The 25,441-nt window shown below is 36.3% G+C and carries 31 protein-coding genes, 1 pseudogene and 2 other annotated features; of the genes and pseudogenes, 29 read left to right on the top strand and 3 right to left on the bottom strand.

Annotation, left to right across the window (positions count from 1 at the left end; genetic code table 11):
* Window positions 1–12: 12 nt before the first annotated feature.
* The 4 genes and pseudogenes from Q8X41_RS12310 to Q8X41_RS12295 all read left to right on the top strand — a co-directional run.
* A pseudogene (locus Q8X41_RS12310) lies at window positions 13–135 on the top strand (aldehyde dehydrogenase family protein); the annotation flags it as partial.
* Between the two features lie 113 nt (window positions 136–248).
* Window positions 249–356, top strand: coding sequence for a hypothetical protein (locus Q8X41_RS12305; protein WP_397536611.1), 108 nt, complete (start codon window positions 249–251; stop codon window positions 354–356).
* A gap of 121 nt (window positions 357–477) precedes the next feature.
* Window positions 478–969, top strand: a complete 492-nt coding sequence (locus Q8X41_RS12300; RefSeq protein WP_397536610.1) for an acyl-CoA thioesterase — start codon at window positions 478–480, stop codon at window positions 967–969.
* A gap of 170 nt (window positions 970–1,139) precedes the next feature.
* Window positions 1,140–2,090 carry a hypothetical protein gene (locus tag Q8X41_RS12295; RefSeq protein ID WP_397536609.1) on the top strand — a complete coding sequence of 317 codons (951 nt, stop codon included), beginning with the start codon at window positions 1,140–1,142 and terminating at the stop codon, window positions 2,088–2,090.
* A gap of 61 nt (window positions 2,091–2,151) precedes the next feature.
* Here Q8X41_RS12295 and Q8X41_RS12290 read toward each other — a convergent pair whose 3' ends face one another.
* On the bottom strand, window positions 2,152–3,462 hold the full coding sequence (locus tag Q8X41_RS12290; RefSeq protein ID WP_397536608.1) for a protoglobin domain-containing protein: 1,311 nt from the start codon (window positions 3,460–3,462) through the stop codon (window positions 2,152–2,154).
* A gap of 314 nt (window positions 3,463–3,776) precedes the next feature.
* Here Q8X41_RS12290 and Q8X41_RS12285 point away from each other — a divergent pair, with 314 nt between their 5' ends.
* Window positions 3,777–3,968: a hypothetical protein gene (locus Q8X41_RS12285; RefSeq protein WP_397536607.1), complete on the top strand. Its 192-nt coding sequence runs from the start codon at window positions 3,777–3,779 to the stop codon at window positions 3,966–3,968.
* A gap of 79 nt (window positions 3,969–4,047) precedes the next feature.
* Here the strand turns inward: Q8X41_RS12285 and corA are convergent, their stop codons facing one another.
* Both corA and Q8X41_RS12275 read right to left on the bottom strand, forming a co-directional pair.
* On the bottom strand, window positions 4,048–5,010 hold the full coding sequence (corA, locus tag Q8X41_RS12280) for a magnesium/cobalt transporter CorA (RefSeq protein WP_397536606.1): 963 nt from the start codon (window positions 5,008–5,010) through the stop codon (window positions 4,048–4,050).
* Between the two features lie 204 nt (window positions 5,011–5,214).
* Window positions 5,215–5,460, bottom strand: a complete 246-nt coding sequence (locus tag Q8X41_RS12275; protein WP_397536605.1) for a hypothetical protein — start codon at window positions 5,458–5,460, stop codon at window positions 5,215–5,217.
* A gap of 145 nt (window positions 5,461–5,605) precedes the next feature.
* Here Q8X41_RS12275 and Q8X41_RS12270 point away from each other — a divergent pair, with 145 nt between their 5' ends.
* The 24 genes from Q8X41_RS12270 to Q8X41_RS12155 all read left to right on the top strand — a co-directional run bounded on the left by Q8X41_RS12270 (window position 5,606) and on the right by Q8X41_RS12155 (window position 25,372).
* The gene (locus Q8X41_RS12270) at window positions 5,606–5,923 is read left to right on the top strand and encodes a DUF4870 domain-containing protein (protein ID WP_397536604.1); all 318 of its coding nucleotides are present in this window, start codon (window positions 5,606–5,608) and stop codon (window positions 5,921–5,923) included.
* Between the two features lie 164 nt (window positions 5,924–6,087).
* Complete coding sequence (locus tag Q8X41_RS12265) at window positions 6,088–6,558, top strand: CtsR family transcriptional regulator (RefSeq protein ID WP_397536603.1); 471 nt, start codon at window positions 6,088–6,090, stop codon at window positions 6,556–6,558.
* 13 nt (window positions 6,559–6,571) lie between these two features.
* Window positions 6,572–7,138, top strand: coding sequence for a UvrB/UvrC motif-containing protein (locus Q8X41_RS12260; RefSeq protein ID WP_397536602.1), 567 nt, complete (start codon window positions 6,572–6,574; stop codon window positions 7,136–7,138).
* Window positions 7,128–8,207 carry a protein arginine kinase gene (locus tag Q8X41_RS12255; protein ID WP_397536601.1) on the top strand — a complete coding sequence of 360 codons (1,080 nt, stop codon included), beginning with the start codon at window positions 7,128–7,130 and terminating at the stop codon, window positions 8,205–8,207. The genes Q8X41_RS12260 and Q8X41_RS12255 overlap by 11 nt, the downstream gene beginning before the upstream one ends.
* Window positions 8,208–8,235: 28 nt before the next feature.
* Window positions 8,236–10,674, top strand: coding sequence for an ATP-dependent Clp protease ATP-binding subunit (locus Q8X41_RS12250; protein WP_397536600.1), 2,439 nt, complete (start codon window positions 8,236–8,238; stop codon window positions 10,672–10,674).
* 118 nt (window positions 10,675–10,792) lie between these two features.
* A complete protein-coding gene (gene radA, locus Q8X41_RS12245) occupies window positions 10,793–12,169 on the top strand; it encodes a DNA repair protein RadA (protein WP_397536599.1) in 1,377 nt (458 codons plus the stop codon).
* A gap of 134 nt (window positions 12,170–12,303) precedes the next feature.
* A complete protein-coding gene (locus Q8X41_RS12240) occupies window positions 12,304–13,401 on the top strand; it encodes a PIN/TRAM domain-containing protein (RefSeq protein ID WP_397536598.1) in 1,098 nt (365 codons plus the stop codon).
* Window positions 13,402–13,476: 75 nt separating this feature from the next.
* The gene (gene ispD / locus Q8X41_RS12235; protein WP_397536597.1) at window positions 13,477–14,163 is read left to right on the top strand and encodes a 2-C-methyl-D-erythritol 4-phosphate cytidylyltransferase; all 687 of its coding nucleotides are present in this window, start codon (window positions 13,477–13,479) and stop codon (window positions 14,161–14,163) included.
* Window positions 14,164–14,165: 2 nt separating this feature from the next.
* Complete coding sequence (gene ispF / locus Q8X41_RS12230; RefSeq protein ID WP_397536596.1) at window positions 14,166–14,642, top strand: 2-C-methyl-D-erythritol 2,4-cyclodiphosphate synthase; 477 nt, start codon at window positions 14,166–14,168, stop codon at window positions 14,640–14,642.
* 78 nt (window positions 14,643–14,720) lie between these two features.
* Window positions 14,721–16,181, top strand: a complete 1,461-nt coding sequence (gene gltX, locus Q8X41_RS12225; protein ID WP_397536595.1) for a glutamate--tRNA ligase — start codon at window positions 14,721–14,723, stop codon at window positions 16,179–16,181.
* A gap of 50 nt (window positions 16,182–16,231) precedes the next feature.
* Window positions 16,232–16,459, top strand: a binding site (T-box leader).
* Between the two features lie 85 nt (window positions 16,460–16,544).
* Window positions 16,545–17,192: a serine O-acetyltransferase EpsC gene (gene epsC, locus Q8X41_RS12220; RefSeq protein ID WP_397536594.1), complete on the top strand. Its 648-nt coding sequence runs from the start codon at window positions 16,545–16,547 to the stop codon at window positions 17,190–17,192.
* Window positions 17,193–17,197: 5 nt separating this feature from the next.
* Window positions 17,198–18,598, top strand: coding sequence for a cysteine--tRNA ligase (gene cysS, locus Q8X41_RS12215; RefSeq protein ID WP_397536593.1), 1,401 nt, complete (start codon window positions 17,198–17,200; stop codon window positions 18,596–18,598).
* Between the two features lie 5 nt (window positions 18,599–18,603).
* Window positions 18,604–19,023, top strand: coding sequence for a Mini-ribonuclease 3 (locus Q8X41_RS12210; RefSeq protein WP_397536592.1), 420 nt, complete (start codon window positions 18,604–18,606; stop codon window positions 19,021–19,023).
* A 2-nt stretch (window positions 19,024–19,025) separates the two neighbouring features.
* Window positions 19,026–19,772 (top strand): 23S rRNA (guanosine(2251)-2'-O)-methyltransferase RlmB, encoded by a 747-nt coding sequence (gene rlmB / locus Q8X41_RS12205; protein ID WP_397536591.1) that lies wholly within the window; start codon window positions 19,026–19,028, stop codon window positions 19,770–19,772.
* 11 nt (window positions 19,773–19,783) lie between these two features.
* Window positions 19,784–20,302 (top strand): NYN domain-containing protein, encoded by a 519-nt coding sequence (locus Q8X41_RS12200; RefSeq protein ID WP_397536590.1) that lies wholly within the window; start codon window positions 19,784–19,786, stop codon window positions 20,300–20,302.
* A 61-nt stretch (window positions 20,303–20,363) separates the two neighbouring features.
* A complete protein-coding gene (gene sigH / locus Q8X41_RS12195; protein WP_397536589.1) occupies window positions 20,364–21,005 on the top strand; it encodes an RNA polymerase sporulation sigma factor SigH in 642 nt (213 codons plus the stop codon).
* A gap of 67 nt (window positions 21,006–21,072) precedes the next feature.
* Window positions 21,073–21,237 carry a 50S ribosomal protein L33 gene (gene rpmG, locus Q8X41_RS12190; protein WP_397540263.1) on the top strand — a complete coding sequence of 55 codons (165 nt, stop codon included), beginning with the start codon at window positions 21,073–21,075 and terminating at the stop codon, window positions 21,235–21,237.
* Window positions 21,238–21,282: 45 nt separating this feature from the next.
* A complete protein-coding gene (gene secE, locus Q8X41_RS12185; protein ID WP_397536588.1) occupies window positions 21,283–21,468 on the top strand; it encodes a preprotein translocase subunit SecE in 186 nt (61 codons plus the stop codon).
* A gap of 100 nt (window positions 21,469–21,568) precedes the next feature.
* On the top strand, window positions 21,569–22,102 hold the full coding sequence (gene nusG, locus Q8X41_RS12180; RefSeq protein ID WP_397536587.1) for a transcription termination/antitermination protein NusG: 534 nt from the start codon (window positions 21,569–21,571) through the stop codon (window positions 22,100–22,102).
* Between the two features lie 175 nt (window positions 22,103–22,277).
* The gene (gene rplK, locus Q8X41_RS12175; RefSeq protein ID WP_146013888.1) at window positions 22,278–22,703 is read left to right on the top strand and encodes a 50S ribosomal protein L11; all 426 of its coding nucleotides are present in this window, start codon (window positions 22,278–22,280) and stop codon (window positions 22,701–22,703) included.
* A gap of 128 nt (window positions 22,704–22,831) precedes the next feature.
* Window positions 22,832–23,533, top strand: coding sequence for a 50S ribosomal protein L1 (gene rplA / locus Q8X41_RS12170; protein WP_397536586.1), 702 nt, complete (start codon window positions 22,832–22,834; stop codon window positions 23,531–23,533).
* A gap of 46 nt (window positions 23,534–23,579) precedes the next feature.
* Window positions 23,580–23,724: a sequence feature (ribosomal protein L10 leader region), on the top strand.
* A 32-nt stretch (window positions 23,725–23,756) separates the two neighbouring features.
* On the top strand, window positions 23,757–24,257 hold the full coding sequence (rplJ, locus tag Q8X41_RS12165) for a 50S ribosomal protein L10 (RefSeq protein ID WP_397536585.1): 501 nt from the start codon (window positions 23,757–23,759) through the stop codon (window positions 24,255–24,257).
* Between the two features lie 76 nt (window positions 24,258–24,333).
* On the top strand, window positions 24,334–24,693 hold the full coding sequence (gene rplL, locus Q8X41_RS12160; RefSeq protein ID WP_397536584.1) for a 50S ribosomal protein L7/L12: 360 nt from the start codon (window positions 24,334–24,336) through the stop codon (window positions 24,691–24,693).
* A gap of 79 nt (window positions 24,694–24,772) precedes the next feature.
* Complete coding sequence (locus Q8X41_RS12155; RefSeq protein ID WP_397536583.1) at window positions 24,773–25,372, top strand: class I SAM-dependent methyltransferase; 600 nt, start codon at window positions 24,773–24,775, stop codon at window positions 25,370–25,372.
* Window positions 25,373–25,441: the final 69 nt, after the last annotated feature.

Here is a 25,441-nt window from a genome sequence, read left to right as displayed (position 1 = left end):
ACACCAACCATCATGACGAATGTAAAATCGGATATTAAAATCGTATGTCAGGAAACATTTGCACCAATTGTGTCGAATGTTTCATATGAAACATTCGACGAAACTATTGCTTTATTGAACAATTCCGACTTAGGATTAAATGCTGGTATATTTACAAATAATTTAGAGGATGCTATGAGAGTAGTGGATGATATGAGTTGGAAACTGGGGCTGTTATTATTAACGTTCCAATTTTCAGAACTGATAATATGTCTACTAGTGGTGTTAAAAATAGTGGTTATGGTCGTGAAGGTATTAAATATGCTGTGAATGAAATAACGGAAATGAAATTTATTACAATTAGAACAGATCTGTAATATAATTACCTTTCCATAATATATAACAACTTAATGTTTTTAAAAATAGTTAATAAATGTTGCATTGATACAGATTTAAAGATAGCATGGATACAGATATAATTTTTAAGGAGTGTTGTTTATGCTTGAATCTATCCCAATGAGCCAATCTAGAACAATTCAAACGAGATTAGTATTACCTCCAGATACAAATCATATGAATACAATTTTTGGAGGTAAAGTTTTGGCATATATTGATGAAATTGCTGCTATTACGTCGATGAAACATGCCAAAATGCAAACTGTTACAGCTTCATTCGATTCCGTTGATTTTTATTCTCCTGTTCGCTCAGGGGAAGTTTTAGAACTTGAAGCAATCGTAAGCTCCACTGGCCACTCATCTATGGAACTTTATATCGTGGTACGATCACAAGATATTCATACGGGAGAAAAGAAATTAACAACTGAATCATTTGTAACGATGGTAGCTGTAGATGGAAATGGGAAACCTCAGGAAGTAGCACCTGTTTTTCCTGAAACAGAAGAAGAAAAGAGATTATTTGAATCTGGTCCACAACGTCGACAACATCGTAAAGAAAAACGAGATATGCCGCATAAATTCTTTTCATTGTAATAATTACACTTCATAGCATTTCTCAACTAACTGGATTGTAGAAATGTATTCTAAGCAAAATCAAACGCCAACTCTTTATATAAGGAGTTGGCGTTTTTAATGACTAAGATTGAAACTATTTCCAGATTAAACTCGTAGATAAATTAGAGATTTTTTCTGGGGGATGAGTAATGATGATTGAGGAACTTAATAAGGAAATATCTTATTTGAAAATTCAAAAGCATAAAAGAGATCGAGTATTAAGAAGGCAAAGAGCAATAGAAGAACAAATAATTGATGAAGAGCTTAGAAAGGATCGTTTTGAACAACAACTTCGTAAAGAAACAAAGGATGTTGAAGATTTAGATCGTTTTTCTTTTTTGAAGATGTTTCGTAAGTTAACAGGGAAGCAAGATGAAATCCGCCAAAAAGAAATAGCTGAAATGGCTGCTGCAGAGGCAAAGTGGCGAGAGTCTGAAAAAATGATTACTACATTAGAACAGGACTTAGAGGAAACAAGGCTGGAGGTAGCAAATTCAGAATGGGAAGATCTAGATGAACGTTTAGATCTTATAATTGCTCAAAAAAAGTTGTGGATTTTTGATAATAATTTACCCGAAAGTGAGCAAATAAAGTCTTTATATCAAAGTAAAGATGAGATACATATATTGAAAAGGGAAATAGCTGAGGCATTAACAGCAGGTGATGAAGCAAAAAGAGCCTTGAAGTTTACGCTAAAAAGGTTAGATAGTGCTGAAAATTATTCATCGTGGGATACGATATTTGGTGGAGGAATCATCGCAACAGCGATGAAGCATAGTGAATTAGATGAAGCTGAAGATGCTATTCATAAATCCCAAAGAGCTTTACAACGATTCCATACAGAGTTAGTGGATGTGCATGATATCGATTTAGAACCACTAATAGTTGAAAGAGAAGGTTTTACTAAGTTTGCAGATTACTTTTTTGATGATGTTTTTTCTGCATGGACAATCCACTCTAGAATTCAATCTTCACAAGAGCATATTGAGGAAGTGCTTAATAAGATTGAAGAAATATGTAATTTATTGGACAAGAAAAAAGGTGAAGTCGAAAACGAGGAAGAGGGAATAACTGAACAATTATCAGAAATATTAGGATAAAAAAGAAGCGACTATTTGGGACGGCATACAGCGTCTTTAATAGCCACTCTTTATTGTTGTATTACTCTAAATCACAAGCAATATCCGTTAATTGATCAGCAGATGAGGAGACTTGGGCTGCCCCTTCGCTTAGATCATTTAATAATTGAGAAATTGTTGTGATATCTTCCATGGTATCTCCATTGATTTCTTTAATGCCAGCGACTGCTTCTGCAATTTTATGGAATGATTGTGATAGCTCGTTTTGCATGCTGACGCCTTTTGTAATTTGCTTATCAACACCTTTAACGGAGCCAGACATATTTTCGATATTGTTTTCTGTATCTTGAATAAGTTGCGATACATTTTGAACAGCACTTTTTGTCTCTTCTGCAAGCTTACGCACTTCATCAGCAACAACGGCAAAGCCTTTACCGTGTTCACCTGCACGAGCTGCTTCGATGGAAGCATTTAATGCCAACAAATTTGTTTGATCAGCAATATCTGTTACAAGATGAACGATTTCGTTTATCTTATGTGAAGATACACGTAATTGGCTCATCGTTTCATCAAGTAATGTAACGCTTTTTGACATTTGATTCATCAAATCAGTTTGTGTATCAAGAAGTTGTTTTCCGCTTTCTGACTTTTCTTGTGTAGCAGTGACAAATGTAAGGCCTTGTTGTGTTGATTGAGCGATTTCATCAGCCTGGTTTGCTAATGATTGAATAGATGCCGTTGTTTCTTGGCTAATTGCACTTAACTCCTCTGCTGTGCTTTGAACAGATAAAACGACTTTATGTTTTAATTGATCGTTTTGTGTGCGTTGGTCTTCTTGTTTGTTCTCATAGGCTTCAATTACAACTTGTTGTTCTAAGTTAATTAGTTTAGAAAAGGCATTAATCGCCATAGTTGTCTCTTTCCCTGATAAGTCAAGTTGGTGTATAAAGTTAGCGAATGTCGTTGTTAATGATTGAAATGAATTAATATACCATTTCGATTGAAGTCCAATGTGTACATGAACGTGCGCGATTCTTATTCTTTGTTGAACATATTCATCGTTGATTTGACAATTAAACATTTCGCTTATATGACGCGTTAATGTTACTTTTAATCGATCAATTGCGGAATGCTTATTGATAATTTGAATTAAGTCAGGCGATTGACTAATTGTTTCATAAAATTTATCAACCATTTCTAGTGTTAAATCCTTTGAAATTGGTTGCAATTGTTTAATAATTGCTAAGTCTTCTTTTGTTAATTGCAATAATTGGATTTGTTTTTGTAATTCGGGGTGCTTTGATAGATCTAATGTTACTTGACCGATATATTGGTCAATTTTAAAATAATTCTCACCTTTTTTTGCGTTATGCTTACTAGACCAAAGTGCCACGTTAATTTCTCCATTCTATCGTTAGAAAATTAATCTTTAATATTTCTATTCTATCATTTTTTATAAGAGATGAAAGAATAATGTGTAAATTTGAACTAAGTAATTTGAAGCTTTTGGAGTTCATCTGTTAGATCAAATTGAAAATTCAATTGTGATTAAAGACCTAGCTGAAGTGACTGCTATTACAGAAATATTGTTACAAATGATTTCATATTTTCAATTAAAAATAGAAATTGGAACGGTTTTCAAGTTACGCAAATATGTGGGCATGCTACAATAAAGAAAACATTAGGAAGAAAAGGATGTTACTCGAAATGGATAAACAGCGAGGTATGAAATTTGCATTACCATTAGCGGCCGTTGTAGCGGTGTCTTCAATGATGTTGCTAAATTCAAATTACACAGCAGTACCAATGAATCATCGTATTATGATTACGGTGGGTGCAACAGTTGTATCATATATTCTATCGTTTATTATGTTTGGCTTAACAGATAAAGAAAAGTAAACTTATTAAAACTATATTTTTCCTATAAAAAACACATCACTAATTGTTAGTATTCTAGAACAATTAGTAATGTGTTTTTTTAGGGCTTAAATAAGTTAAACCAACCTTTATATTTGAACCAGCCAAGCATTGAAACAGCAATGCCCAACATGATCAATAAGACGATAAAATAGCCATAATGCCACTCTAGTTCGGGCATATTTTTAAAATTCATGCCATATACGCCAGCAATGAATGTTAAAGGAATAAATATAGAGGAAATGATCGTCAAAATCATCATAATACCATTCATGCGGCTAGCATTTACAGACATGTGACTATCTCTCATATCTGCTGTTAGTTCACGATTAGATTCCACCATTTCGGTTAACTTGACTAAATGGTCATGAATATCGCCGAAATAGGCACGTTCCTGTTCATCTAGATGGAAACGGTAAGAATTTAATATTCGATAAAGTAAATCACGCATTGGTAAAATAGTACGTCGTATATGAAGTAAATCACTTCTTAAGTCAAATACATAGCGCATAGACTTAGTGCTGTTTTGATAATTTAATTGATCTTCAATTTCATTTAAATGATCCTCAATATTGTAAACCATTGGGAAATAACTATCGACAATTTTATCAATCGCTTGATACATCACAAATAAGGTTCCTCGTTCCCATGTTTGAGGTCGATTCATCAAGCGTTTGCGAACAACATCAAATTCTGGAACGGATGATTTGTGATAAGTAACGACGAAATTAGGAGATACGAACAAGTTTACTTCTTCGGCTTCAAAAGTTTCCTCATTAATCTTATGTGCAACAAGGAAGTGATAATCATCATAATAGTCTAATTTTGGACGCTGTAATCGCATTAAGCAATCCTCAATGGCAAGTGGGTGAAAATGAAAGAATTGATCTAATAGGACATCTTCCGAAGCGCTAGGCTTTTCAAAATCTACCCAATACCAATCAAATTTTCCTTCTTTAATTTCTTCTAATGGAAAATCCATTTTAAGTTGTTGGTCAGTTGTCACTCCAAGTGTTCGAATCATAGCTACTCCTCACTTCAACTGTTGTTATTCCTATCCTCTCACAAAAAGGTCAAGGTTACCATGAATTTTATCCATTTGTGCTATTGTAATTGTTTTCTGCGACGAGTAACCGCAGGAGTAAATGCACAAAATACAACCGTAAAGTCTAACGAAGCCCTAAATTAAAAAAAGCCGTTCATAAGAGTAGCTTTTGTAAAAGTATAATTAATGGTTAGCTAGCCAATTTTTAAAAGGTGTACTAGTTGAAACTTTTTCTAATATATATGAATCTCGTGAATTAGAGTGGTCTGCAGTAGTACGAGATAATTTATGTTGAATTGTTTTGCTACATGTTGTTGTTTGTTCATTGCAATCATGCATAAGGGAGCTTTTTAATAAGCAGTATGGCATGCCAATGAAAATGAGTAAGCTAATCAGAATTATTCCTACTAACAAAAAAGCCTTCTTCATAGGAGAAAATCCCCCTCACTATGTGATATTAGAGAAGACGCAAAGTAACCTGAAATGTTCCAATAAAAAGTTCCAAAGAATGAAACTATTCGAAATGTATAACGTAAATTAGCTATAACTGTGAATTGAAAGTGAGTGATTGAAAGTGGAGGAAAAAGGACTGAAAGTAATATTACATGCCAGTGCATTTTTTGCACCATGTTTTGTACCGATTCTCTTCTTTATTCTTATAAAAGATGAGGAAGTTAAACGTTTATCCATTCAAGCATTATTATTCCAATTTGTTATGTGGTTATTGGTGACTATTGGAGGGATTCTGACTTTTACCATTATCTTGGCTATTATTGGTATCCCGATGATCATCATATTTGGCCTTATGGTGGTTATTATTCCGATTATCGGCATTGTTAAAGCATTGCAAGGTGAAACATGGGAATATCCGATTGTTGGAAAATGGATTTAATACGTTAATTAATGAGCATACTGCATTTAGCGGTATGCTTTTTGTGTATAGTATGATGCAAAAAATAACAAAAGAATGCAGAATATTTGCGTCATTTTTTATGACCTTATATAATATAGTCAAAGATAGTCAAAGTCAGTGATGTAAGTGAGGTGGAAGCTAAAATGCGAAATATCTCTGACATTATAGAAGGGTATTTGAAGGAAGTTATTGAATTAGGTGGTAAAGGACATATTGAAATCAAGCGAAGTGAAATTGCAGATAAATTTCAATGTGTACCATCGCAAATAAATTATGTTATTAATACAAGATTTACTGCAGAACGTGGGTATTTAGTTGAAAGCAAACGTGGTGGTGGCGGTTATATTCGAATATTACGCATAAAAGCTGATTCAGAAGCAGAGTTGATTAACGAAATTTTGCGTCAGGTTGGTGATTCTATTTCTCAAACGATGGCACAAGACTATATTTTCCGTTTGATTGATGAAGATGTAACTACTCGTAGAGAAGCGAAAATGATGATTGCGGCTCTTGATCGTTCAGTGCTGTGCATTAATTTGCCTGCGCGAGATGAGTTACGCGCACGAATTTTGCACGCAATGTTACTAGCGTTAAAGTATGATAAGCAAACGTAAAGAGGTGCAAGAGATGATTTGTGAAAATTGTAAACAGCGACCTGCTACTATCACAGTTACACAGATGAAAAACGGCAAAAAAGTCACGAGACACTTTTGTGATGTATGCAACAAGCAATTAGATCACTTTCACTTGAACCTTGATTCAGATGAAAGTCCGAATGCAATGCAAAAATTATTTTCAAATTGGTTTGGAACACCAAGCTGGTCTGTGCAATCAGTACCAATTAGCAATACACAGGCTAAAGTACAAAATGAAAGCTGCTCGCAATGCGGTATGACATATAGAAAGTTTTTAGAAGAAGGCAAATTTAATTGTCCAACTTGTTACGACACATTTAAAGAACAGCTACCGCAAGTGCTAAAACGTCTGCATAATGGTGCAACAGAACACATAGGAAAAGTTCCAGGCTCTATAAATGAAAGTTATCAAATGAAACGGCAGATTGAAGCTTTACGTCAAGATATGAAAGTTGCTGTTGAAGAAGAGCGTTTTGAAGATGCAGCAAACATTCGGGACCAAGTTCGAGCATTAGAGCAGAAGCTACAAGTAGGAGGTGAGGGAAAGGATGAACATTGACCACTTTCTTAAAAGTAAGCCACCTATTTGGATGCGTGGCGATATTGATTATGGAGATATCATAATGAGTACGCGTATTCGATTAGCAAGAAATCTAACAGGTTTCCGTTTTCCAAGGGCTTTTTCAGAGGAAGAAGCATTACAAATCGATAAAATGGTATCGAATGCTCTTATTGATGGGGATAAAAAATTTAATATACCGTTCTCCTATTTCTCACTCTATGATATGCCGGCGCTACAACGACAAGTGTTAGTGGAGAAACATTTAATTAGCCCACAACTAGCAAATAAAACAAAATCTGGCTCAATCTTAGTATCAGAAGACGAAACAATTAGTATTATGGTAAATGAAGAGGATCATATCCGAATTCAATGCTTACAACCAGGTTTGCAACTAGATAAAGCATATCACTTGGCAGATGAAGTAGATCGCTTATTGGAAAACAAATTACCTTATGCCTTTGATGATTCATTTGGTTACTTAACAAGTTGTCCAACTAATACTGGCACGGGTTTAAGAGCGTCTGTGATGATGCATTTACCAGCTTTAACGGTAACGAACCAAATGGGTTCACTTATCAATACAATGGCACGATTAGGTATGGTTGTGCGAGGTATTTATGGAGAAGGAACAGAAGCTGTAGGTAACTATTACCAAATTTCGAATCAAATTACACTTGGAAAACCTGAAGAAGATATCATTTTAGATTTACAAAGTGTAGCTGAACAAATTATCCAAAAGGAGATTGATGCAAGACGAGCGTTATTAGAGCATGCATCCATTGCTGTATCTGACCGTTTGAATCGTTCATTAGGTGTTTTAAAATATGCCAGAATTTTATCAGGCGAAGAAGCAGCGAATTGTTTGTCAAATGTCCGATTGGGTATAGATTTAGGGTTTATCCCAACGATTCCAGATTGTATCTTAAATGAATGCATGTTAATAATGCAACCAGGCTTTTTACAACAACATGCGGGTACAACACTCCAAGCAAATGAAAGAGATGTATACCGCGCATCTATAATTAGAGAACAATTGCAATTTAATAATACAGATTCTAAACAATAGTATAACGGTGAAGAAGGGGAGGATATTCATGATGTACAATCGTTTTACACAGCGTGCACAAAAAGTTTTACAGCTTGCGCAAGAAGAGGCAATTCGTATGAAACACGAAGCTATTGGTACCGAGCATATACTGTTAGGATTAATTCGTGAAGGTGGCGGAATCGCTGCAAAAGCGCTAGAAGCAATAGATGTAAGTTCTGAAATGATTGAAGAAGGTATTGAAGAATTAGTTGGTATGGGTACAAAAAATGTTGGTCCCATTGTACATTACACACCCCGTGCTAAAAAAGTAATCGAGTTATCAGTTGATGAATCTCGTAAGTTAGGCCACTCCTACATTGGTACAGAACATTTACTGTTAGCGCTAATTCGAGAAGGTGAAGGTGTAGCAGCGCGAGTATTAAATAATGCAGGAGTAAGTCTAAATAAAGCACGCCAACAAGTATTACAACTTTTAGGTAGCAGTGATCATCCACAAGCAAATAATAATACTGCTCCTGCAGCGAATACACCAACTTTAGATAGCTTAGCGCGTGACCTTACTCAAATCGCTAGAGAAGGAAGCTTAGATCCTGTTATTGGTCGTAGCAAAGAAATAACACGTGTAATTGAAGTACTATCTAGACGTACAAAAAATAACCCAGTTTTAATTGGTGAACCTGGTGTTGGTAAAACAGCGATTGCTGAAGGTCTTGCTCAACAAATCATTAACAATGAAGTACCAGAGACATTGCGAGACAAACGCGTCATGACTTTAGACATGGGTACCGTTGTAGCGGGTACTAAATATCGTGGTGAATTTGAAGATCGCTTGAAAAAGGTTATGGATGAAATCCGCCAAGCAGGTAATGTTATCTTATTTATTGATGAATTACACACATTAATTGGTGCAGGTGGTGCAGAAGGTGCCATTGATGCATCCAATATTTTAAAACCATCCCTTGCTCGTGGTGAATTACAATGTATCGGTGCTACAACACTTGATGAGTACCGTAAATATATCGAAAAAGATGCAGCACTTGAACGTCGTTTCCAACCAATTCAAGTGGATGAACCTTCTGTGGAAGAAGCAATCCAAATTATTAAAGGTTTACGCGATCGTTATGAAGCACATCACCGTGTGAAAATTACAGACGCAGCAATTGAAGCCGCTGCAAAAATGTCAGATCGTTATATTTCAGACCGCTTTTTACCGGATAAAGCAATTGACTTGATTGATGAAGCAGGTTCAAAAGTACGTTTACGTTCATTCACAACACCACCAGACTTGAAGGAATTAGAACAACAATTAGATTCCTTACATTCTGAGAAAATGGCTGCAGTGCAATCACAAGAATTTGAAAAAGCTGCATCATTGCGTGATACAGAACAAAAACTAAAGGACAAATTAAATACAACAAAAAAAGAATGGAAAGAAGCGCAAGGCAAAGCAGAATCAAAAGTAACAGTAAATGATATTGCGGAAGTCGTATCAATGTGGACAGGAGTGCCTGTTGCAAAATTAGCACAAGCAGAATCCGAAAAATTATTACATCTTGAAGAAGAATTACACAAACGTGTCGTTGGCCAAGGTGAAGCAGTTGAAGCAATTTCTAGAGCTATTCGTCGAGCTCGAGCTGGATTAAAAGATCCAAAACGTCCAATTGGTTCATTTATTTTCTTAGGTCCAACCGGTGTTGGTAAAACAGAGCTTGGTCGTGCATTAGCAGAAGTAATGTTTGGTGATGAGGATGCGATGATTCGGGTTGATATGTCTGAATACATGGAAAAACATTCGACTTCACGTCTTGTAGGTTCACCTCCAGGTTATGTAGGCTTTGATGAAGGTGGTCAACTAACAGAAAAAGTTCGCCGCAAACCATATTCTGTTATCTTACTAGATGAAATTGAAAAAGCACATCCGGATGTTTTCAATATTCTATTACAAGTACTAGATGATGGGCGTTTAACAGATTCTAAAGGACGCGTTGTTGATTTCCGTAATACAGTAGTTATTATGACTTCAAATATCGGTGCAGAGGAATTAAAATACCGTAAATCTCTAGGTTTTGGTTCACAAAGCGCAACACAAAGTCAAGAAAATGTTAAAAACGTTATGATGGAAGAATTGAAAAAGGCATTTCGACCTGAGTTTTTAAATCGTATCGACGAAATGATTGTTTTCCACTCTTTAGAAAAAGAAGAACTAAATCAAATTGTTGTTCTAATGGCGAAAACATTAACAAAACGTCTAGAAGAACAAAATATAACACTTGAGTTAACACCAGCTGCAATCGAAAAAATTGCGAAAGAAGGATATGATCCACAATACGGTGCTCGTCCATTGCGTCGTGCTATCCAAAAACATGTGGAAGATCGCCTTTCTGAGGAAATTTTAAAAGGAACTGTATTAACAGGACAACGAGTTGTTTTTGATGTTAAGGATGATCAATTCGTTGTAGATGTGAAAGAATTAGTAACAAAATAATGTATGTGTTATGGCGATTCTGTTAATTAACGCCGTGCAAGGCATTCCAAATAAGAAATTTGGAATGCCTTGTTTTATAATATAAGAAAAAGAGAAATACTTTCTAATGGGAGGAAATATGGTTAAAAAGAAAACGAAATTCTTTTGTAATTCATGTGGTTACGAATCACCAAAATGGTTAGGAAGATGTCCTGGGTGTGGGGAATGGAACACGATGGTTGAAGAAGTTGAAGTCGTTTCTAAAGGGCCTAGAGGAGCATTCCAACATTCTACAAACGTCTCGCAAAAGGCAACACCTATTATTTCTGTAGAATCAGAAGAAGCCCCAAGAATAGAGACGGAACTTAAAGAATTAAATCGCGTCCTAGGAGGTGGAGTGGTTCCAGGTTCACTTATCTTAATCGGAGGGGATCCGGGTATCGGTAAATCCACGTTATTACTACAGGTATCTGCGTTACTATCCAATAAAGGTCACCGAGTTCTTTATATTTCAGGGGAGGAATCTGTTCGTCAAACTAAGTTACGAGCAGAACGACTTGGAGTCAAATCTCCGGAACTTTATATTTACTCGGAAACCAATTTAGAATTTTTAAACCAAACGATTGAAGAAGTTCAACCAAAGTTTGTTATTGTGGATTCAATTCAAACTGTATACCATCCAAATGTGACAAGTGCACCAGGAAGTGTATCTCAAGTTCGTGAATGTACTGCGGAATTTATGAGAATTGCAAAGACAAAGAATATTGCCATTTTCCTTGTTGGACATGTAACGAAGGAGGGGCAAATTGCTGGCCCCCGTATTTTAGAACATATGGTAGATACCGTGTTGTATTTTGAAGGTGAACGTCATCATACTTATCGAATTTTACGTAGTCAAAAAAATCGTTTTGGTTCTACGAATGAGATTGCCATTTTTGAAATGTTGCAGAATGGTTTAAAAGAAGTGTTAAATCCCTCAGAGTTGTTTCTGCAAGAACGATCTCAAGGCACACCAGGTTCAACCGTTGTTGCATCTATGGAAGGGACACGCCCAATCTTAGTAGAAATTCAAGCGCTTGTAACACCATCAAGCTTTAACTATCCAAAAAGAATGGCAACAGGTGTTGATCAGAACCGAATCTCCTTGTTAATGGCTGTATTAGAAAAAAGAATGGGTATGTTACTACAAGCTCAGGATGCTTATATTAAAGTGGCTGGTGGAGTAAAGTTAGACGAACCTGCAATTGATTTGGCTGTATTAGTAAGTATTGTTTCTAGTTTTAAAGATATTGCTGCAAAACCAATGGATTGCTATATTGGCGAGGTAGGTTTAACAGGTGAGGTACGTCGTGTTTCCCGTATTGAACAGCGTGTGCAAGAAGCTGCTAAATTAGGTTTTAAACGCGCTATTATACCAGCATCTAATTTAGGTGGTTGGGATTATCCAAGTGACATTGAGGTGCTTGGTGTAGATACTGTGAATCAAGCATTAAAGTTGAGCTTTAAGGAATTATAAGATAAGATATTGAACGGCTTTTTTGTCGTTTAATGTCTATATAAATGCCTTTATGACATAGATTGTATTAAAGGGGTTTTCAAAGCGTATTTAAGGAAATCTATGTATAATTAATATTTAAGGAGGTGCATTTAATGCTAAAGAGAATTATCCAAATTGCGTTTCTATTTATCGGGGGAACGATGGGTTTATTTATATTACCGCCATTATACGAATTGATTCATTTATCCTCAAACCCATGGTTAAATAATCCGTATACTTCTGTTGCGATTGGCGCTTTTATATTATTTGGTTTTTCGTTTTTGTTCTCGGATTATTTTGTGAAATTTATTCGATGGATGGAAGAAAAATTATTAAAGGCACCTGTAGGAGATTTATTGTTTGGTACGTTAGGATTGATTGTTGGATTAATTGTTGCGTATTTAGTAGGGTTTGCAATCGATAGTATTAAAATTCCTTTTATCACAACAATATTACCGGTTCTATTATCTATTGTATTGGGGTATCTTGGGTTCCAAGTAGGTTTCAAAAAACGTGATGAATTAATTAATGTCTTCACATCTGGTAAGTCTTCACAAAGTGGACTAAAGAAAAAGTCAGCAGAGGAATCGGAATTTCTTGGTTCGATGTATAAGCTTTTAGACACAAGTGTGATCATAGATGGACGTATCGCCGATATTTCTGAAACAGGTTTTGTTGAAGGGGTTTTAGTTGTCCCTCAATTCGTTTTAACAGAGTTACAACATATAGCAGATTCTTCAGATACATTAAAGCGTACAAGAGGTCGTCGTGGTTTAGATATTTTGAGAAAGCTTCAAGACGAAAGAGCTTCACAAGTGTTAATTACAGAAGTCGATTTTGAAGATATACAAGAAGTTGATTTAAAATTAGTACGCCTAGCAAAGAAAATGGGTGGACAGATTTTAACAAATGACTTTAATTTAAATAAAGTATGTGATTTGCACAATGTAAAGGTGCTAAATATTAATGATTTAGCAAATGCTGTGAAACCGGTTGTTATTCCAGGCGAAGAAATGAATGTAATTGTTATTAAAGATGGTAAGGAGCACAACCAGGGTGTAGCATATTTAGATGATGGGACAATGATTGTTGTAGAAGAAGGGAAATCTTTTATTGGTCAAGCAATTGTTGTGACAGTAACGAGTGTGTTACAAACATCTGCAGGTCGAATGATTTTTGCAAAACCAAAGCAAAATGGAAGAACAGCATAGTGTAAAATATGAAAGAGACAGGGTGTACTTATTATGCCTTGTCCTTTTCATTGATGAGGAAGTGAAAATAGTACAATGCAATACGATGTGATTTTACCAGCTGCTGGTAGTGGGAAGCGGATGGCTGCAGGAAAAAACAAATTATTTTTGGAGTTGCGTCAAAAGCCCATTTTAATACATACATTAGAGGTTTTTCAACAAGATGAAGCATGTAAGGGCATTTGGTTGGCTGTAAAACCCGAAGAGCGTTCATATATAGAATCACTTTTAGCGGAATTTCATATTACAAAAGTAAAAGGACTTCCTGATGGTGGCTCAGAACGTCAACACAGTGTAAACGCCTGTGTGAAAAAGGTAAAAGACGGTAACATTGTTTTAGTACATGATGCAGCGCGCCCCTTTATTACAATACCGATTATTCATAAATTGGTAGAAGCTGCTCATACCAAGGGTGCGGCAATTGCAGGCGTACGGGCTAAGGATACGATGAAAAGAGTAAAAGATGGTGTTATTGAAGAAACAGTAGACCGTTCAAGTCTGTGGATGATTCAAACACCTCAAGCATTTGATTTTCAAGTGTTAAAATGTGCAGAACAGCGAGCAGAAGAAGAGCATTTCTTAGGCACTGATGAAGCAATGCTCGTTGAACGTTTAGGACAATCTGTATATATTGTTGAAAGTAGTTACGAAAACGTTAAAATAACTACTAAAGAGGACTTAGTTTTTGGTGAGGCCATTCTAAGTCAACGTATAGGAGGATAACTATGTTTCGAGTAGGACAAGGTTTTGATGTACATGCGTTTGCTGAAGGACGTCCATTAATAATTGGAGGGATTACGATTCCTCATGATAAAGGATTGCTAGGCCATTCAGATGCCGATGTTTTGTTACATACAGTAACAGATGCAGCACTTGGTGCGATTGGAGAAGGAGATATTGGTCATCATTTTCCTGATACTGATCCAACTTTTAAAGATGCGGATTCTTCCAAATTACTAGCGTATATTTGGAAAATTGTAGAGGGTAAAGGCTATTCTTTAGGGAATGTGGATTGTACAATTATGGCACAACGTCCAAAAATGGCACCGTATATTGAACAAATGCGTAATCACATTGCAGAACTTTTGCATGCAGATCCATCTCAAGTTAATGTCAAAGCAACAACTACTGAAAAGCTTGGTTTTACTGGACGTGAAGAAGGAATTGCTGCAATGGCAACAATTTTACTTATAAAAAATTGACTTCCTTTAATTTTTATACTTGCAGTGGTAAAATGAACAAAGTTGAATTTTTGAACGACAAATAGGAGGATTTTAATCATGACTAACAAAGTTCGTGTTCGTTATGCACCAAGCCCAACTGGACATTTACACATTGGTGGCGCACGTACAGCACTTTTCAATTATTTATATGCAAAACATTATGACGGAGATTTCATTCTTCGTATTGAAGATACGGACGTAGCTCGTAATATTGAGGGTGGCGAAGCGTCGCAAATCGAAAACCTAGCTTGGTTAGGTATCCACCCAGTAGAATCACCAGTAATCGGCGGACCTTATGCTCCTTATCGTCAAATGGAACGCTTAGATATCTATAAAGAATATGCTCAAAAATTAATCGATATGGGCATGGCATACAAATGCTTCTGTACTTCAGAAGAATTAGAAGCTGAACGTGAAGCTCAACGTGCAAATGGTGTTGCAGCACCAATGTACAAAGGTACTTGTCGTCATTTATCTGCTGAACAAGTAGCGGAAAAAGAAGAAGCTGGCATGCCTTACACAATTCGTTTCAAAGTACCAGAAAACGAAACATACAGATTCGATGACTTAATTCGTGGTGAAGTATCATTTGAATCAAAAGACGTTGGTGACTGGGTTATCGTGAAAGCAAACGGTATCCCAACTTATAACTTTGCCGTAGTATTAGATGACCAAATGATGGAAATGACACATGTATTCCGTGGTGAAGAACACTTATCTAACACACCAAAACAATTAATGGTTTACCGCGCATTTGGTTGGGAAGCACCACGCTTTGGTCACATGACGTTAATCGTTAATGAAAATCACAAAAAGCTTTCAAAACGTGATGAATCTATTATCCAATTCATTTCTCAATACAAAGACCTTGGTTATTTACCTGAAGCAATGTTAAACTTCTTAGCATTACTTGGCTGGTCTCCGGAAGGCGAAGAAGAAATCTTTACGGAAGAACAATTAATCGAACAATTCGATGAAAAACGTCTTACTAAATCACCATCTATGTATGATACAAATAAATTAAAATGGATGAACAACCAATACATGAAAAAATTATCTCCTGAACATGTGGTTGAACTATGCTTGCCATTCTTACAAAAAGCAGGTTTAGTAGCAGAAAATCCAACAGCTGAAGAAGCTGAATGGGCTGGTAAATTAATCGGACTTTATCACGAACAAATGAGCTTCGGTGCTGAAATCGTAGAGTTATCTCAAATGTTCTTTACAGAAGAACTTGAATATAATGATGAAGAAAAAGAAGTTTTAGCTGGGGAACAAGTATCAGAAGTAATGGCTGCATTTAAAGCGCAGCTTGAAGCTTTAGAAGAATTTGAACCTGCAGAAATCAAAAAAGCAATCAAAGCTGTTCAAAAGGAAACGGGTCACAAAGGTAAAAACCTTTACATGCCAATCCGTGTTGCTACAACAGGTGAAATGCATGGTCCAGAATTAAATGATGCACTTGTATTACTAGGTAAAGAAACAGTTCTTAACCGCATTGAAAAATATGTAAAATAATTTTGTTTGCTTTTTTTCTACTTCATTGTACAATAAAGCTTACAAATGATAAAAAAACGTTGAAGAGGAGAAGTATGCGGCACATGCTCTCAAAGAGAGGACCATCAGCGGCTGAAAGTGGTCTGGGCCAATGTAAAGCAGAAATGCACCTCTGAGTGCTAGGTTGAAAATTATTTTAGTAGGCTTAGTCGGTTCGTCACCGTTAAAAACGTTCAAGCGGGAAGTGTTTTGTAATGCTTCCAACCAGAGTGGAACCGCGCACACATGGCGTCTCTGTCTTTTAAATAAGACAGGGGCGTCTTTTTTATTTAACAACTAGCGTCTGCAGCTAGATAGATTTTATAAAATGGGAGGGGCATTAAAATGTTTAAGAGAATGAGAGAAGATATTGCAACGATCTTTGAAAATGATCCAGCAGCTCGTAGTACACTAGAAGTTGTATTAACTTATTCAGGGTTACATGCTATATGGTCACACAGAATTGCACATGCTTTGTATAAACATAAATTTTATTTTATTGCGAGATCTGTTTCACAAATCAGTAGATTTTTTACAGGCATTGAAATTCACCCTGGGGCTAAAATTGGTCGCCGCTTTTTTATTGACCATGGTATGGGTGTCGTTATTGGAGAAACATGTGAAATCGGAAATAATGTTACTCTGTATCAAGGTGTGACATTGGGTGGAACAGGGAAAGAAAAAGGCAAACGCCATCCGACATTAGAAGATAATGTTTTAGTTGCTACTGGTGCAAAAGTACTTGGTTCTATTACAGTTGGAGAGAATAGCAAAATTGGTGCAGGGTCAGTTGTTTTGAAACCTGTACCGCCAAATGCAACGGTTGTTGGTATCCCAGGTAAAGTCGTAATTCAAGATGGTGTACGTGTAAATCATGAACAAAAATTAGATCATCAAAATATTCCTGATCCAGTAGAAGACCGTTGTCAACAAATGGAACAAAAAATAAATGATTTATATAAAGATCTTGTGAATAGCAAAAAGGAGAGATAATCCCCATGGGTATTCAAATTTTTAACTCATTATCACGTGAAAAGGAACCGTTTGTACCTCTTGAAGAAGGTAAGGTCAAAATGTATGTATGTGGGCCGACTGTCTATAACTACATTCATATAGGTAATTCACGTCCTGTCATCGTTTATGATACAGTGCGTCGTTATTTAACTTACCGTGGCTATGAAGTTACTTATGTTTCCAACTTTACAGATGTGGATGATAAAATTATTAAAGCGGCAAATGAGTTAGGTGAAGAAGTTTCAGAACTAACAGAACGCTTTATTAAAGCGTATTTTGAAGATATTACTGCACTTGGATGCCAAAAAGCAGATGCACATCCACGTGTAACCAATCATATGAACGAAATTATTGAATTTATCGGTGTGTTAATCGAAAAAGGCTATGCTTATGAATCTCAAGGAGATGTTTATTACCGTACTCGTAAATTTAAAAGTTACGGTAAATTGTCACATCAATCTGTAGATGATTTAAAAATTGGTGCTCGTATTGAAGCTGGGGAAAAGAAAGAAGATGCTTTAGATTTTGCACTTTGGAAAGCTGCAAAACCAGGGGAGATCTTCTGGCATAGTCCATGGGGAGATGGTCGCCCAGGTTGGCATATTGAATGTTCTGTAATGGTGCACAATCATTTTGGTGATACTATTGATATTCATGCAGGTGGTCAGGATTTGACATTCCCTCACCATGAAAATGAAATTGCTCAATCAGAAGCATATACAGGTAAAACTTTTGCACGCTATTGGATGCATAATGGTTATATTAATATTGACAATGAAAAAATGTCTAAATCACTAGGGAATTTCATTTTGGTACATGATATTATTCAACAAATTGATCCGCAAGTATTGCGCTTCTTTATGCTGTCAGTTCATTATCGTCATCCAATTAATTTTGCACAAGATTTAGTTGAATCAGCAGCTGCCGGTTTAGAACGTATCCGTACTTCTTTCAACAACTTACAGCACCGCCTAAATGCTACTGCTAATCTAGGAGAAAAAGAACAATCTTTGTTAGATGCAATAGTGCAAGAGCGTCAAAACTTTGAAATGGCGATGGATGATGATTTTAATACGGCAAATGCGATTGCTGCACTGTTTAGCTTATCTACAGAGGCTAATAAATATTTGAATGAAACAAACACAAATGAAGAAATTCTAAAAGTATTTATCGATACACTAAAAGAGCTTTCAATGGTCCTTGGTATCGAACTTGAAGTAAAAGAAGAACTGTTAGACGAAGAAATCGATGCATTAATCGAAGAACGTCAACAAGCAAGAAAAAATCGTGATTTTAAACGCTCTGATGAAATTCGTGATCAACTAAAAGACATGAACATTATTTTAGAAGATACACGTCAAGGCGTTCGATGGAAACGAGGTTAATTGAAGTGGGAGAACTTCGTAATGCAGATGTAAAACAATTAAATGCACTCGCTTTAGCTTATATGGGAGATGCTGTATTAGAAATCGCAATTCGCGAGCATTTACTAAGAGCAGGACGTGTGAAACCAAATATTCTTCACCGTGAGGCGACGCATTATGTTTCTGCAAAAGCTCAATCAATGGTTATTCACCAAATGATTGATGAAGATTACTTTACTGAAGAAGAAATGGCCGTATTGAAGCGTGGTCGTAACGCAAAGTCAGGGTCTGTACCAAAAAACACCGATGTCCAAACATATAATTACAGTTCAGCATTTGAAGCAGTCATTGGCTTTTTATATTTAACTGGGCAGGCAGAGCGCGTCGATGCGATTATCCAATATGCAATAAATTTGATTGAAAATAAGAAAGAGGTGTCAAAATAATAATGACAGAACAAACAAAAGAAATAATCGCTGGAAAAAACCCGATTTTAGAGGCACTTCGATCTACAAGAGATATAAACAAAATTTGGATAGCTGAAGGCGTTAAAAAAAGTGGAATCAACGAGTTGCTTGACTTAGCAAAAGAACGTGGCATAATCGTGCAATTTGTACCTAAGAAAAAAGTAGATCAGTTATCTTCAGAGAATCATCAAGGTGTTGTTGCTTCAGTTGCTGCTTACAACTATGCAGAATTAGAAGACCTTTTTAAAGTGGCTGATGAACGTGGTGAAGATCCATTCTTTCTCATCTTAGACGAATTAGAGGATCCACACAATTTGGGCTCTATTATGAGAACTGCAGATGCAGTTGGTGCACATGGTATTATCATTCCAAAGAGACGTTCCGTTAGTTTGACGGCTGTTGTTGCAAAAGCTTCTACAGGAGCCATTGAATACATTCCAACAGTGCGAGTAAACAACTTATCCCAAACTGTTGAAGAGTTAAAACAACGTGGTGTTTGGATAGCAGGAACAGATGCTAAAGGATCAGTCGACTATCGTAAAATGGACGCAACTTTACCATTAGCTGTTATTATCGGTAGTGAGGGTCGGGGAATGAGTCGCATCCTAAAAGAAAAATGTGATTTCCTTTATAATTTGCCTATGGTTGGCCATGTAACATCATTAAATGCATCAGTAGCGGCATCATTATTGATGTATGAAGTGTTCCGAAAACGCCACGAAGTTTAAGGTGACTGCTGATGAACATACTCTTAGTTGATGGTTATAACATTATTGGTGCATGGAAGGAATTACAAGCTTTAAAAGAACATAAGCTAATAGATGCGAGAGATCGACTGATAGAGTTAATGGCAGACTATCAAGCCTATTCGGGAATGCGCGTCATCGTTGTCTTTGATGCGTATCTCGTTCCAGGCATTGCAACAAAGGTGAAGCAACATAATGTTGAAATCATCTATACTAGGGCAAAAGAAACTGCAGATGATCGTATTGAAAAGCTAACAGCGGAATTGGCAACTAAACGCAATAAAATCTATGTAGCTACTTCAGATATGGCAGAGCAAAATGTCATATTTGGAAACGGCGCATTGCGAAAATCAGCACGTGAATTTGAAATTGAAATGCAAAATGTACGTACTCAGATTTCTCAAAAAGTGAAAAGTATACAGTTTGAAAGGCCAAGTTCTAAAATTCAATTATCGTCTGAAGTTATGGAAAAATTTGAACAAATGCGAAGAGGAAATAAATTGAGTGATTGACTGATATTTTCCAATTCCGTTATACTGTTTCTAAATAGGCTAGCGCAATCGGGGTGATACTTTGTTAACAAGTGATCATTTACACGTGAAGCATCAACAATTTGAAGATTTGACTGATGAGCAATTAGTCGAAATGGCGCGTAATGGTGATACAGAAGCGTTGGATTTTCTGATCAACAAATATAAGCCATTTGTACGCTTAAAAGTGAAGTCCTATTTTTTAATTGGTGCTGATAAAGAAGATATTGTGCAAGAGGGTATGATCGGGTTGTATAAAGCAATCCGTGATTTTAAAGGTGATAAATTAGCTTCTTTCAAAGCTTTTGCAGAACTTTGCATTAAACGCCAAATTATTACCGCTATCAAAACAGCAACAAGACAAAAGCATATTCCACTAAATTCATATGTATCATTAGACAAGCCAGTGTTTGAAGAGGAATCAACAAAAACTTTGATGGATATGCTTACAGGTGCGACAATCGATGATCCGGAAAAACTGATGATTCATCGAGAAGAGTTTAACCACTTAGAAGAAAAAATCGGTGAGGTACTAAGCGATTTAGAACGTCAAGTATTGGCCCTCTATTTAGAAGGGTGCTCTTATCAGGAAATTTCTGCAAGATTAGATCGGCATGTAAAATCAATTGATAATGCATTACAACGTATTAAACGAAAATTAGAAAGACATTTAGAGGTAGAATAGTAGTTTGATAGCATTAAGAGGTTAGTTGACAGCTTGTATAATAGGTGATAGGCTTTTAAAAGGACGAATGCCGAAAGGTGATATTATGGCACAAAAGGTCGCACTAAGCTGTGAAAAATGCGGGGCTAGAAATTATCATTTACCCGCAACAAAGGACAATTCAAAAAGAATAGAACTTAAGAAATATTGTTCTCATTGTAATGAGCATACATTACATAAACAAACTAAATAATACAATTCGTTATGTATATATGATTATATTCGGAGGTTTGGTTGGATGGGTAAGATAGGTGAATTTTTCCGCGGCGTTCTATCAGAAATGAGAAAAACAAGTTGGCCGAAGCGTAAAGAATTGACGAAATATACAATGATTGTTGTTTCAACATTATTGATAATGGCAGCGTTTTTCATGGTAATCGATTTAGGCATTTCGAAATTATTGCGCTGGTACTTAGAGTTATGATTTAATAAAGTTAATATGTTTGAAAGGGCCCGTGTGTTGTAACGGGTTTTTTCATTTTGCCTTTTAGAAAAGGAGGGAAGGACGAACAGTCCTATCTATTATGGAAAAAAATTGGTATGTTGTCCATACTTATTCAGGTTATGAAAACAAAGTAAAAGCAAACCTTGAAAAACGTGTTGAAACAATGGGGATGCAAGATAAAATCTTCCGTGTGATTATTCCAGAAGAACAAGAAACTGAAGTAAAAGACGGTCGTAAAAAAACATATATGCGTAAGACCTTCCCGGGTTATGTTTTAGTTGAACTAGTTATGACAGATGATGCTTGGTATGTTGTTCGTAATACACCAGGTGTTACTGGATTCATCGGTTCTTCAGGTGGTGGAGTAAAACCAACACCATTACTACCTGAAGAAGTAGAAGTGATTCTACAACAAATGGGTGCAAATGAAGTTAGTGTTGATCTAGACTTTAGCGTAGGTGACTTAGTTGAAGTTCTAGAAGGACCTTTCGCTCATTTCCAAGGGATTGTCAACGAAATCATAGCTGATAAAGGCAAAATAAATGTAACAGTTGATATGTTCGGTCGCGAAACAAAAATGGAACTAGATTTTGATGAAGTTGTAAAAGTTTAAATGTAAGGTACTTGCCTTGTATTTTAAAAAGTGTTATCATTTCATAGGTCATACTGTGGAAATATATCACATGTGACAAAGTAATTTTTAATGTTATCGGATTAAGCCGACAGACAGATATTGAGTGGGAGGGGAAACCCAATTACCACATCACGGACTTAAGGAGGTGTGTCTCGTGGCTAAAAAAGTTGTTAAAGTTGTAAAACTTCAAATCCCAGCTGGTAAAGCAAATCCAGCGCCACCAGTAGGTCCTGCATTGGGTCAAGCAGGTGTTAATATCATGGGATTCTGTAAAGAATTCAACGCTCGTACTGCGGACCAAGCAGGGTTGATCATTCCAGTTGAGATTTCTGTATTTGAAGATCGTTCATTCACTTTCATTACAAAAACTCCACCGGCAGCAGTGTTACTTAAAGTAGCAGCTGGTATTAAATCAGGTTCAGGCGAACCAAACCGTAAAAAAGTAGCTACAGTGAAACGTGATAAAGTACGCGAAATCGCTGAAACTAAAATGCCAGACTTAAACGCAGCATCAGTAGAAGCTGCAATGTCAATGGTAGAAGGTACTGCACGTAGCATGGGTATTGTGATCGAAGACTAATCCCATTACTTGATAAAGTATTGTTTTTTGGAGGTTGCGATTGTTTCTTATAGTGATATTTGAAACTCGCAGCCTTTATTCGTGGGAGGTTTAATCCGTTACAACCACAATCAAGGAGGAAATATATAATGGCTAAAACAGGTAAAAAATTGCAAGATGCAGCTAAATTAGTTGATCGTAACCAACAATACACAGTAGCTGAAGCAGCTGAACTTGCTAAAAAAACAAGCACTGTTAACTTTGACGCAACAGTTGAAGTAGCATTTAACTTAAATATCGACACTCGTAAAAATGACCAACAAATCCGCGGAGCAGTTGTGCTTCCAAACGGTACTGGTAAAACTCAACGCGTTTTAGTTTTCGCTAAAGGCGACAAAATTAAAGAAGCTGAAGCAGCTGGCGCTGATTACGTAGGCGATGCAGAATATATCCAAAAAATCCAACAAGGCTGGTTTGACTTCGATGTAATCGTTGCTACTCCAGACATGATGGGTGAAGTTGGTAAACTAGGTCGTGTATTAGGACCTAAAGGCTTAATGCCAAACCCTAAAACTGGCACAGTTACTTTCGATGTAACTAAAGCAGTTAACGAAATCAAAGCTGGTAAAGTTGAATACCGTGCTGACAAAGCTGGTATTGTTCATGCTCCAATTGGTAAAGTTTCATTCGAAGCTGACAAATTAGCTGAAAACTTATCAACTCTTGTTGACGTAATCCTTAAAGCAAAACCTGCTGCTGCAAAAGGTACTTACATCAAATCTTTACATGTAACTACTACAATGGGACCATCTATCAAAGTTGATCCACTTTCTGCTACAGCAGCAAAATAATTTTTGATTGACAACGCAATTATCATTTGTTATGATTTATAGCGTTGTGAATCATCCATTTGTACCGTAGACCGTAGGGGCGAGCTATCGCTTAATTATCCTACCGAGGACAAAGGAACTCAGACTCTTACTTAAGATGATGAAATTCCGCCTCTTGTCTACTAATGGCAAGAGGCTTTTCTTTTGTTGGTATAAATGACCCATTCTTATAGGAGGTGTCAAGATGAACAAAGCAGTTGAAGCAAAACAAACTGTTGTTCAAGAAATCGCTGACAAGTTTAAAAGTGCAGCATCAGTAGTAGTAGTTGACTACCGTGGTCTTTCAGTATCTCAAGTTACTGAACTACGTAAACAATTACGTGAAGCTGGTGTAGAATTCAAAGTATACAAAAATACTTTAGTTCGTCGCGCTACTGCAGAAGTTGGCCACGAAGAACTTAACGAAGTTCTTACAGGTCCAAACGCAATCGCATTCTCAAATGAAGATGTAGTTGCTCCTGCACGTATCATCAATGACTTTGCGAAAGCTAACGAACAACTAGAAATTAAAGCTGGTCTTATTGAAGGCACATATGCTAGCGTTGAAGAAGTTAAAGCATTGGCTGAACTTCCATCACGCGAAGGTTTACTATCTATGCTATTATCAGTACTTCAAGCTCCAATGCGCAACTTAGCTCTTGTAACAAAAGCTGTTGCAGAACAAAAAGAAGAACAAGGCGCTTAATTTTAAGTGTAGCTTAATCTTCAAGGCATAATATGCCAAACTAAAAAACTTACATTCCGTATAGGAGGAAAATATAATGAACAATGAGCAAATCTTAGAAGCTGTCAAAGCTATGACAGTTCTTGAATTAAACGATTTAGTAAAAGCAATCGAAGAAGAATTCGGTGTTACTGCTGCTGCTCCTGTAGCTGTTGCTGGTGGCGCTGCTGCTGCTGCAGAAGAAAAAACAGATTTTGATGTTATTTTAGCTTCTGCTGGCGATCAAAAAATTAAAGTAATTAAAGTGGTTCGTGAAATCACTGGTTTAGGTCTTAAAGAAGCTAAAGAAGTTGTAGATAACGCTCCTAAAGCTCTTAAAGAAGGCGCTTCTAAAGAAGAAGCTGAAGAAATCAAAGCTAAACTTGAAGAAGTTGGCGCATCTGTAGAAGTTAAATAATTTCTGCTGATTGAATGTGAAAAGCTCGTCAATTTTGACGAGCTTTTTCTTTATCTATAGATGATGGAGGGCATTATTCTTGTCAGAACATTATTATTCAAAAGAACCTCAAGTAGAAAGTAAACCGCGCAGATGGAATTTTACACTTCGGGGATTTTCATTTGTATTTGAAACTGATGCAGGGGTTTTTAGTAAAAGCGAAGTAGATTTTGGCTCCCGTGTATTAATTGATAGTTTTGAGATGCCGGCAATTGAAGGGTGTATTCTAGATGTTGGTTGTGGATATGGACCAATTGGATTGTCAATTGCAAAAAGTTATCCAAATCGTATGGTTCAAATGATGGATGTCAATGAGCGAGCGGTCAATCTAGCAAAGAAAAACGCTGAATTGAACGGGGTTCAAAATGTGCAGATTTATGAGAGTAACGCACTTTCATCTGTTCAAGAAGAACATATCGCTGTTGTTTTGACAAATCCTCCGATTCGTGCAGGCAAAAACACTATTTTTAGATTCTATGATGAAGCATTTGAGAAATTAGTGGATTCAGGTGAATTGTGGATTGTAATTCAGAAGAAACAAGGCGCGCCATCTACTGTGGAACATTTGGAATTAAAATTCTCTAAAGTGGAAATAGTAGAAAAGAAAAAAGGATATTGGATTATCAAAGCTACGAAATAAATTTGTCAAAACTTATAGATTGACTTGACAAAAACGCTGTGATAACATAATACAATGCAAAAATATTAA

This window comes from Rummeliibacillus pycnus (assembly GCF_044359855.1).
GTDB classification, from domain to species: domain Bacteria; phylum Bacillota; class Bacilli; order Bacillales_A; family Planococcaceae; genus Rummeliibacillus; species Rummeliibacillus pycnus_A.
The sequence above is the reverse complement of the archived record's forward strand: the minus strand, read 5'-3'. Positions and strand labels throughout refer to the sequence as shown.

Excerpts from the sequence above, each read along its gene's own strand:
- Q8X41_RS12305 (WP_397536611.1), top strand. The coding sequence starts at position 249 with ATGTCTACTAGTGGTGTTAAAAATAGTGGTTATGGTCGTGAAGGTATT.
- Q8X41_RS12300 (WP_397536610.1), top strand. The coding sequence starts at position 478 with ATGCTTGAATCTATCCCAATGAGCCAATCTAGAACAATTCAAACGAGA.
- Q8X41_RS12295 (WP_397536609.1), top strand. The coding sequence starts at position 1,140 with ATGATGATTGAGGAACTTAATAAGGAAATATCTTATTTGAAAATTCAA.
- Q8X41_RS12285 (WP_397536607.1), top strand. The coding sequence starts at position 3,777 with ATGGATAAACAGCGAGGTATGAAATTTGCATTACCATTAGCGGCCGTT.
- corA (WP_397536606.1), bottom strand. The coding sequence starts at position 5,010 with ATGATTCGAACACTTGGAGTGACAACTGACCAACAACTTAAAATGGAT.
- Q8X41_RS12275 (WP_397536605.1), bottom strand. The coding sequence starts at position 5,460 with ATGAAGAAGGCTTTTTTGTTAGTAGGAATAATTCTGATTAGCTTACTC.
- Q8X41_RS12265 (WP_397536603.1), top strand. The coding sequence starts at position 6,088 with ATGCGAAATATCTCTGACATTATAGAAGGGTATTTGAAGGAAGTTATT.
- Q8X41_RS12260 (WP_397536602.1), top strand. The coding sequence starts at position 6,572 with ATGATTTGTGAAAATTGTAAACAGCGACCTGCTACTATCACAGTTACA.
- Q8X41_RS12255 (WP_397536601.1), top strand. The coding sequence starts at position 7,128 with ATGAACATTGACCACTTTCTTAAAAGTAAGCCACCTATTTGGATGCGT.
- Q8X41_RS12250 (WP_397536600.1), top strand. The coding sequence starts at position 8,236 with ATGATGTACAATCGTTTTACACAGCGTGCACAAAAAGTTTTACAGCTT.
- radA (WP_397536599.1), top strand. The coding sequence starts at position 10,793 with ATGGTTAAAAAGAAAACGAAATTCTTTTGTAATTCATGTGGTTACGAA.
- Q8X41_RS12240 (WP_397536598.1), top strand. The coding sequence starts at position 12,304 with ATGCTAAAGAGAATTATCCAAATTGCGTTTCTATTTATCGGGGGAACG.
- ispD (WP_397536597.1), top strand. The coding sequence starts at position 13,477 with ATGCAATACGATGTGATTTTACCAGCTGCTGGTAGTGGGAAGCGGATG.
- ispF (WP_397536596.1), top strand. The coding sequence starts at position 14,166 with ATGTTTCGAGTAGGACAAGGTTTTGATGTACATGCGTTTGCTGAAGGA.
- gltX (WP_397536595.1), top strand. The coding sequence starts at position 14,721 with ATGACTAACAAAGTTCGTGTTCGTTATGCACCAAGCCCAACTGGACAT.
- epsC (WP_397536594.1), top strand. The coding sequence starts at position 16,545 with ATGTTTAAGAGAATGAGAGAAGATATTGCAACGATCTTTGAAAATGAT.
- cysS (WP_397536593.1), top strand. The coding sequence starts at position 17,198 with ATGGGTATTCAAATTTTTAACTCATTATCACGTGAAAAGGAACCGTTT.
- rlmB (WP_397536591.1), top strand. The coding sequence starts at position 19,026 with ATGACAGAACAAACAAAAGAAATAATCGCTGGAAAAAACCCGATTTTA.
- Q8X41_RS12200 (WP_397536590.1), top strand. The coding sequence starts at position 19,784 with ATGAACATACTCTTAGTTGATGGTTATAACATTATTGGTGCATGGAAG.
- rpmG (WP_397540263.1), top strand. The coding sequence starts at position 21,073 with ATGCCGAAAGGTGATATTATGGCACAAAAGGTCGCACTAAGCTGTGAA.
- secE (WP_397536588.1), top strand. The coding sequence starts at position 21,283 with ATGGGTAAGATAGGTGAATTTTTCCGCGGCGTTCTATCAGAAATGAGA.
- nusG (WP_397536587.1), top strand. The coding sequence starts at position 21,569 with ATGGAAAAAAATTGGTATGTTGTCCATACTTATTCAGGTTATGAAAAC.
- rplA (WP_397536586.1), top strand. The coding sequence starts at position 22,832 with ATGGCTAAAACAGGTAAAAAATTGCAAGATGCAGCTAAATTAGTTGAT.
- rplJ (WP_397536585.1), top strand. The coding sequence starts at position 23,757 with ATGAACAAAGCAGTTGAAGCAAAACAAACTGTTGTTCAAGAAATCGCT.
- rplL (WP_397536584.1), top strand. The coding sequence starts at position 24,334 with ATGAACAATGAGCAAATCTTAGAAGCTGTCAAAGCTATGACAGTTCTT.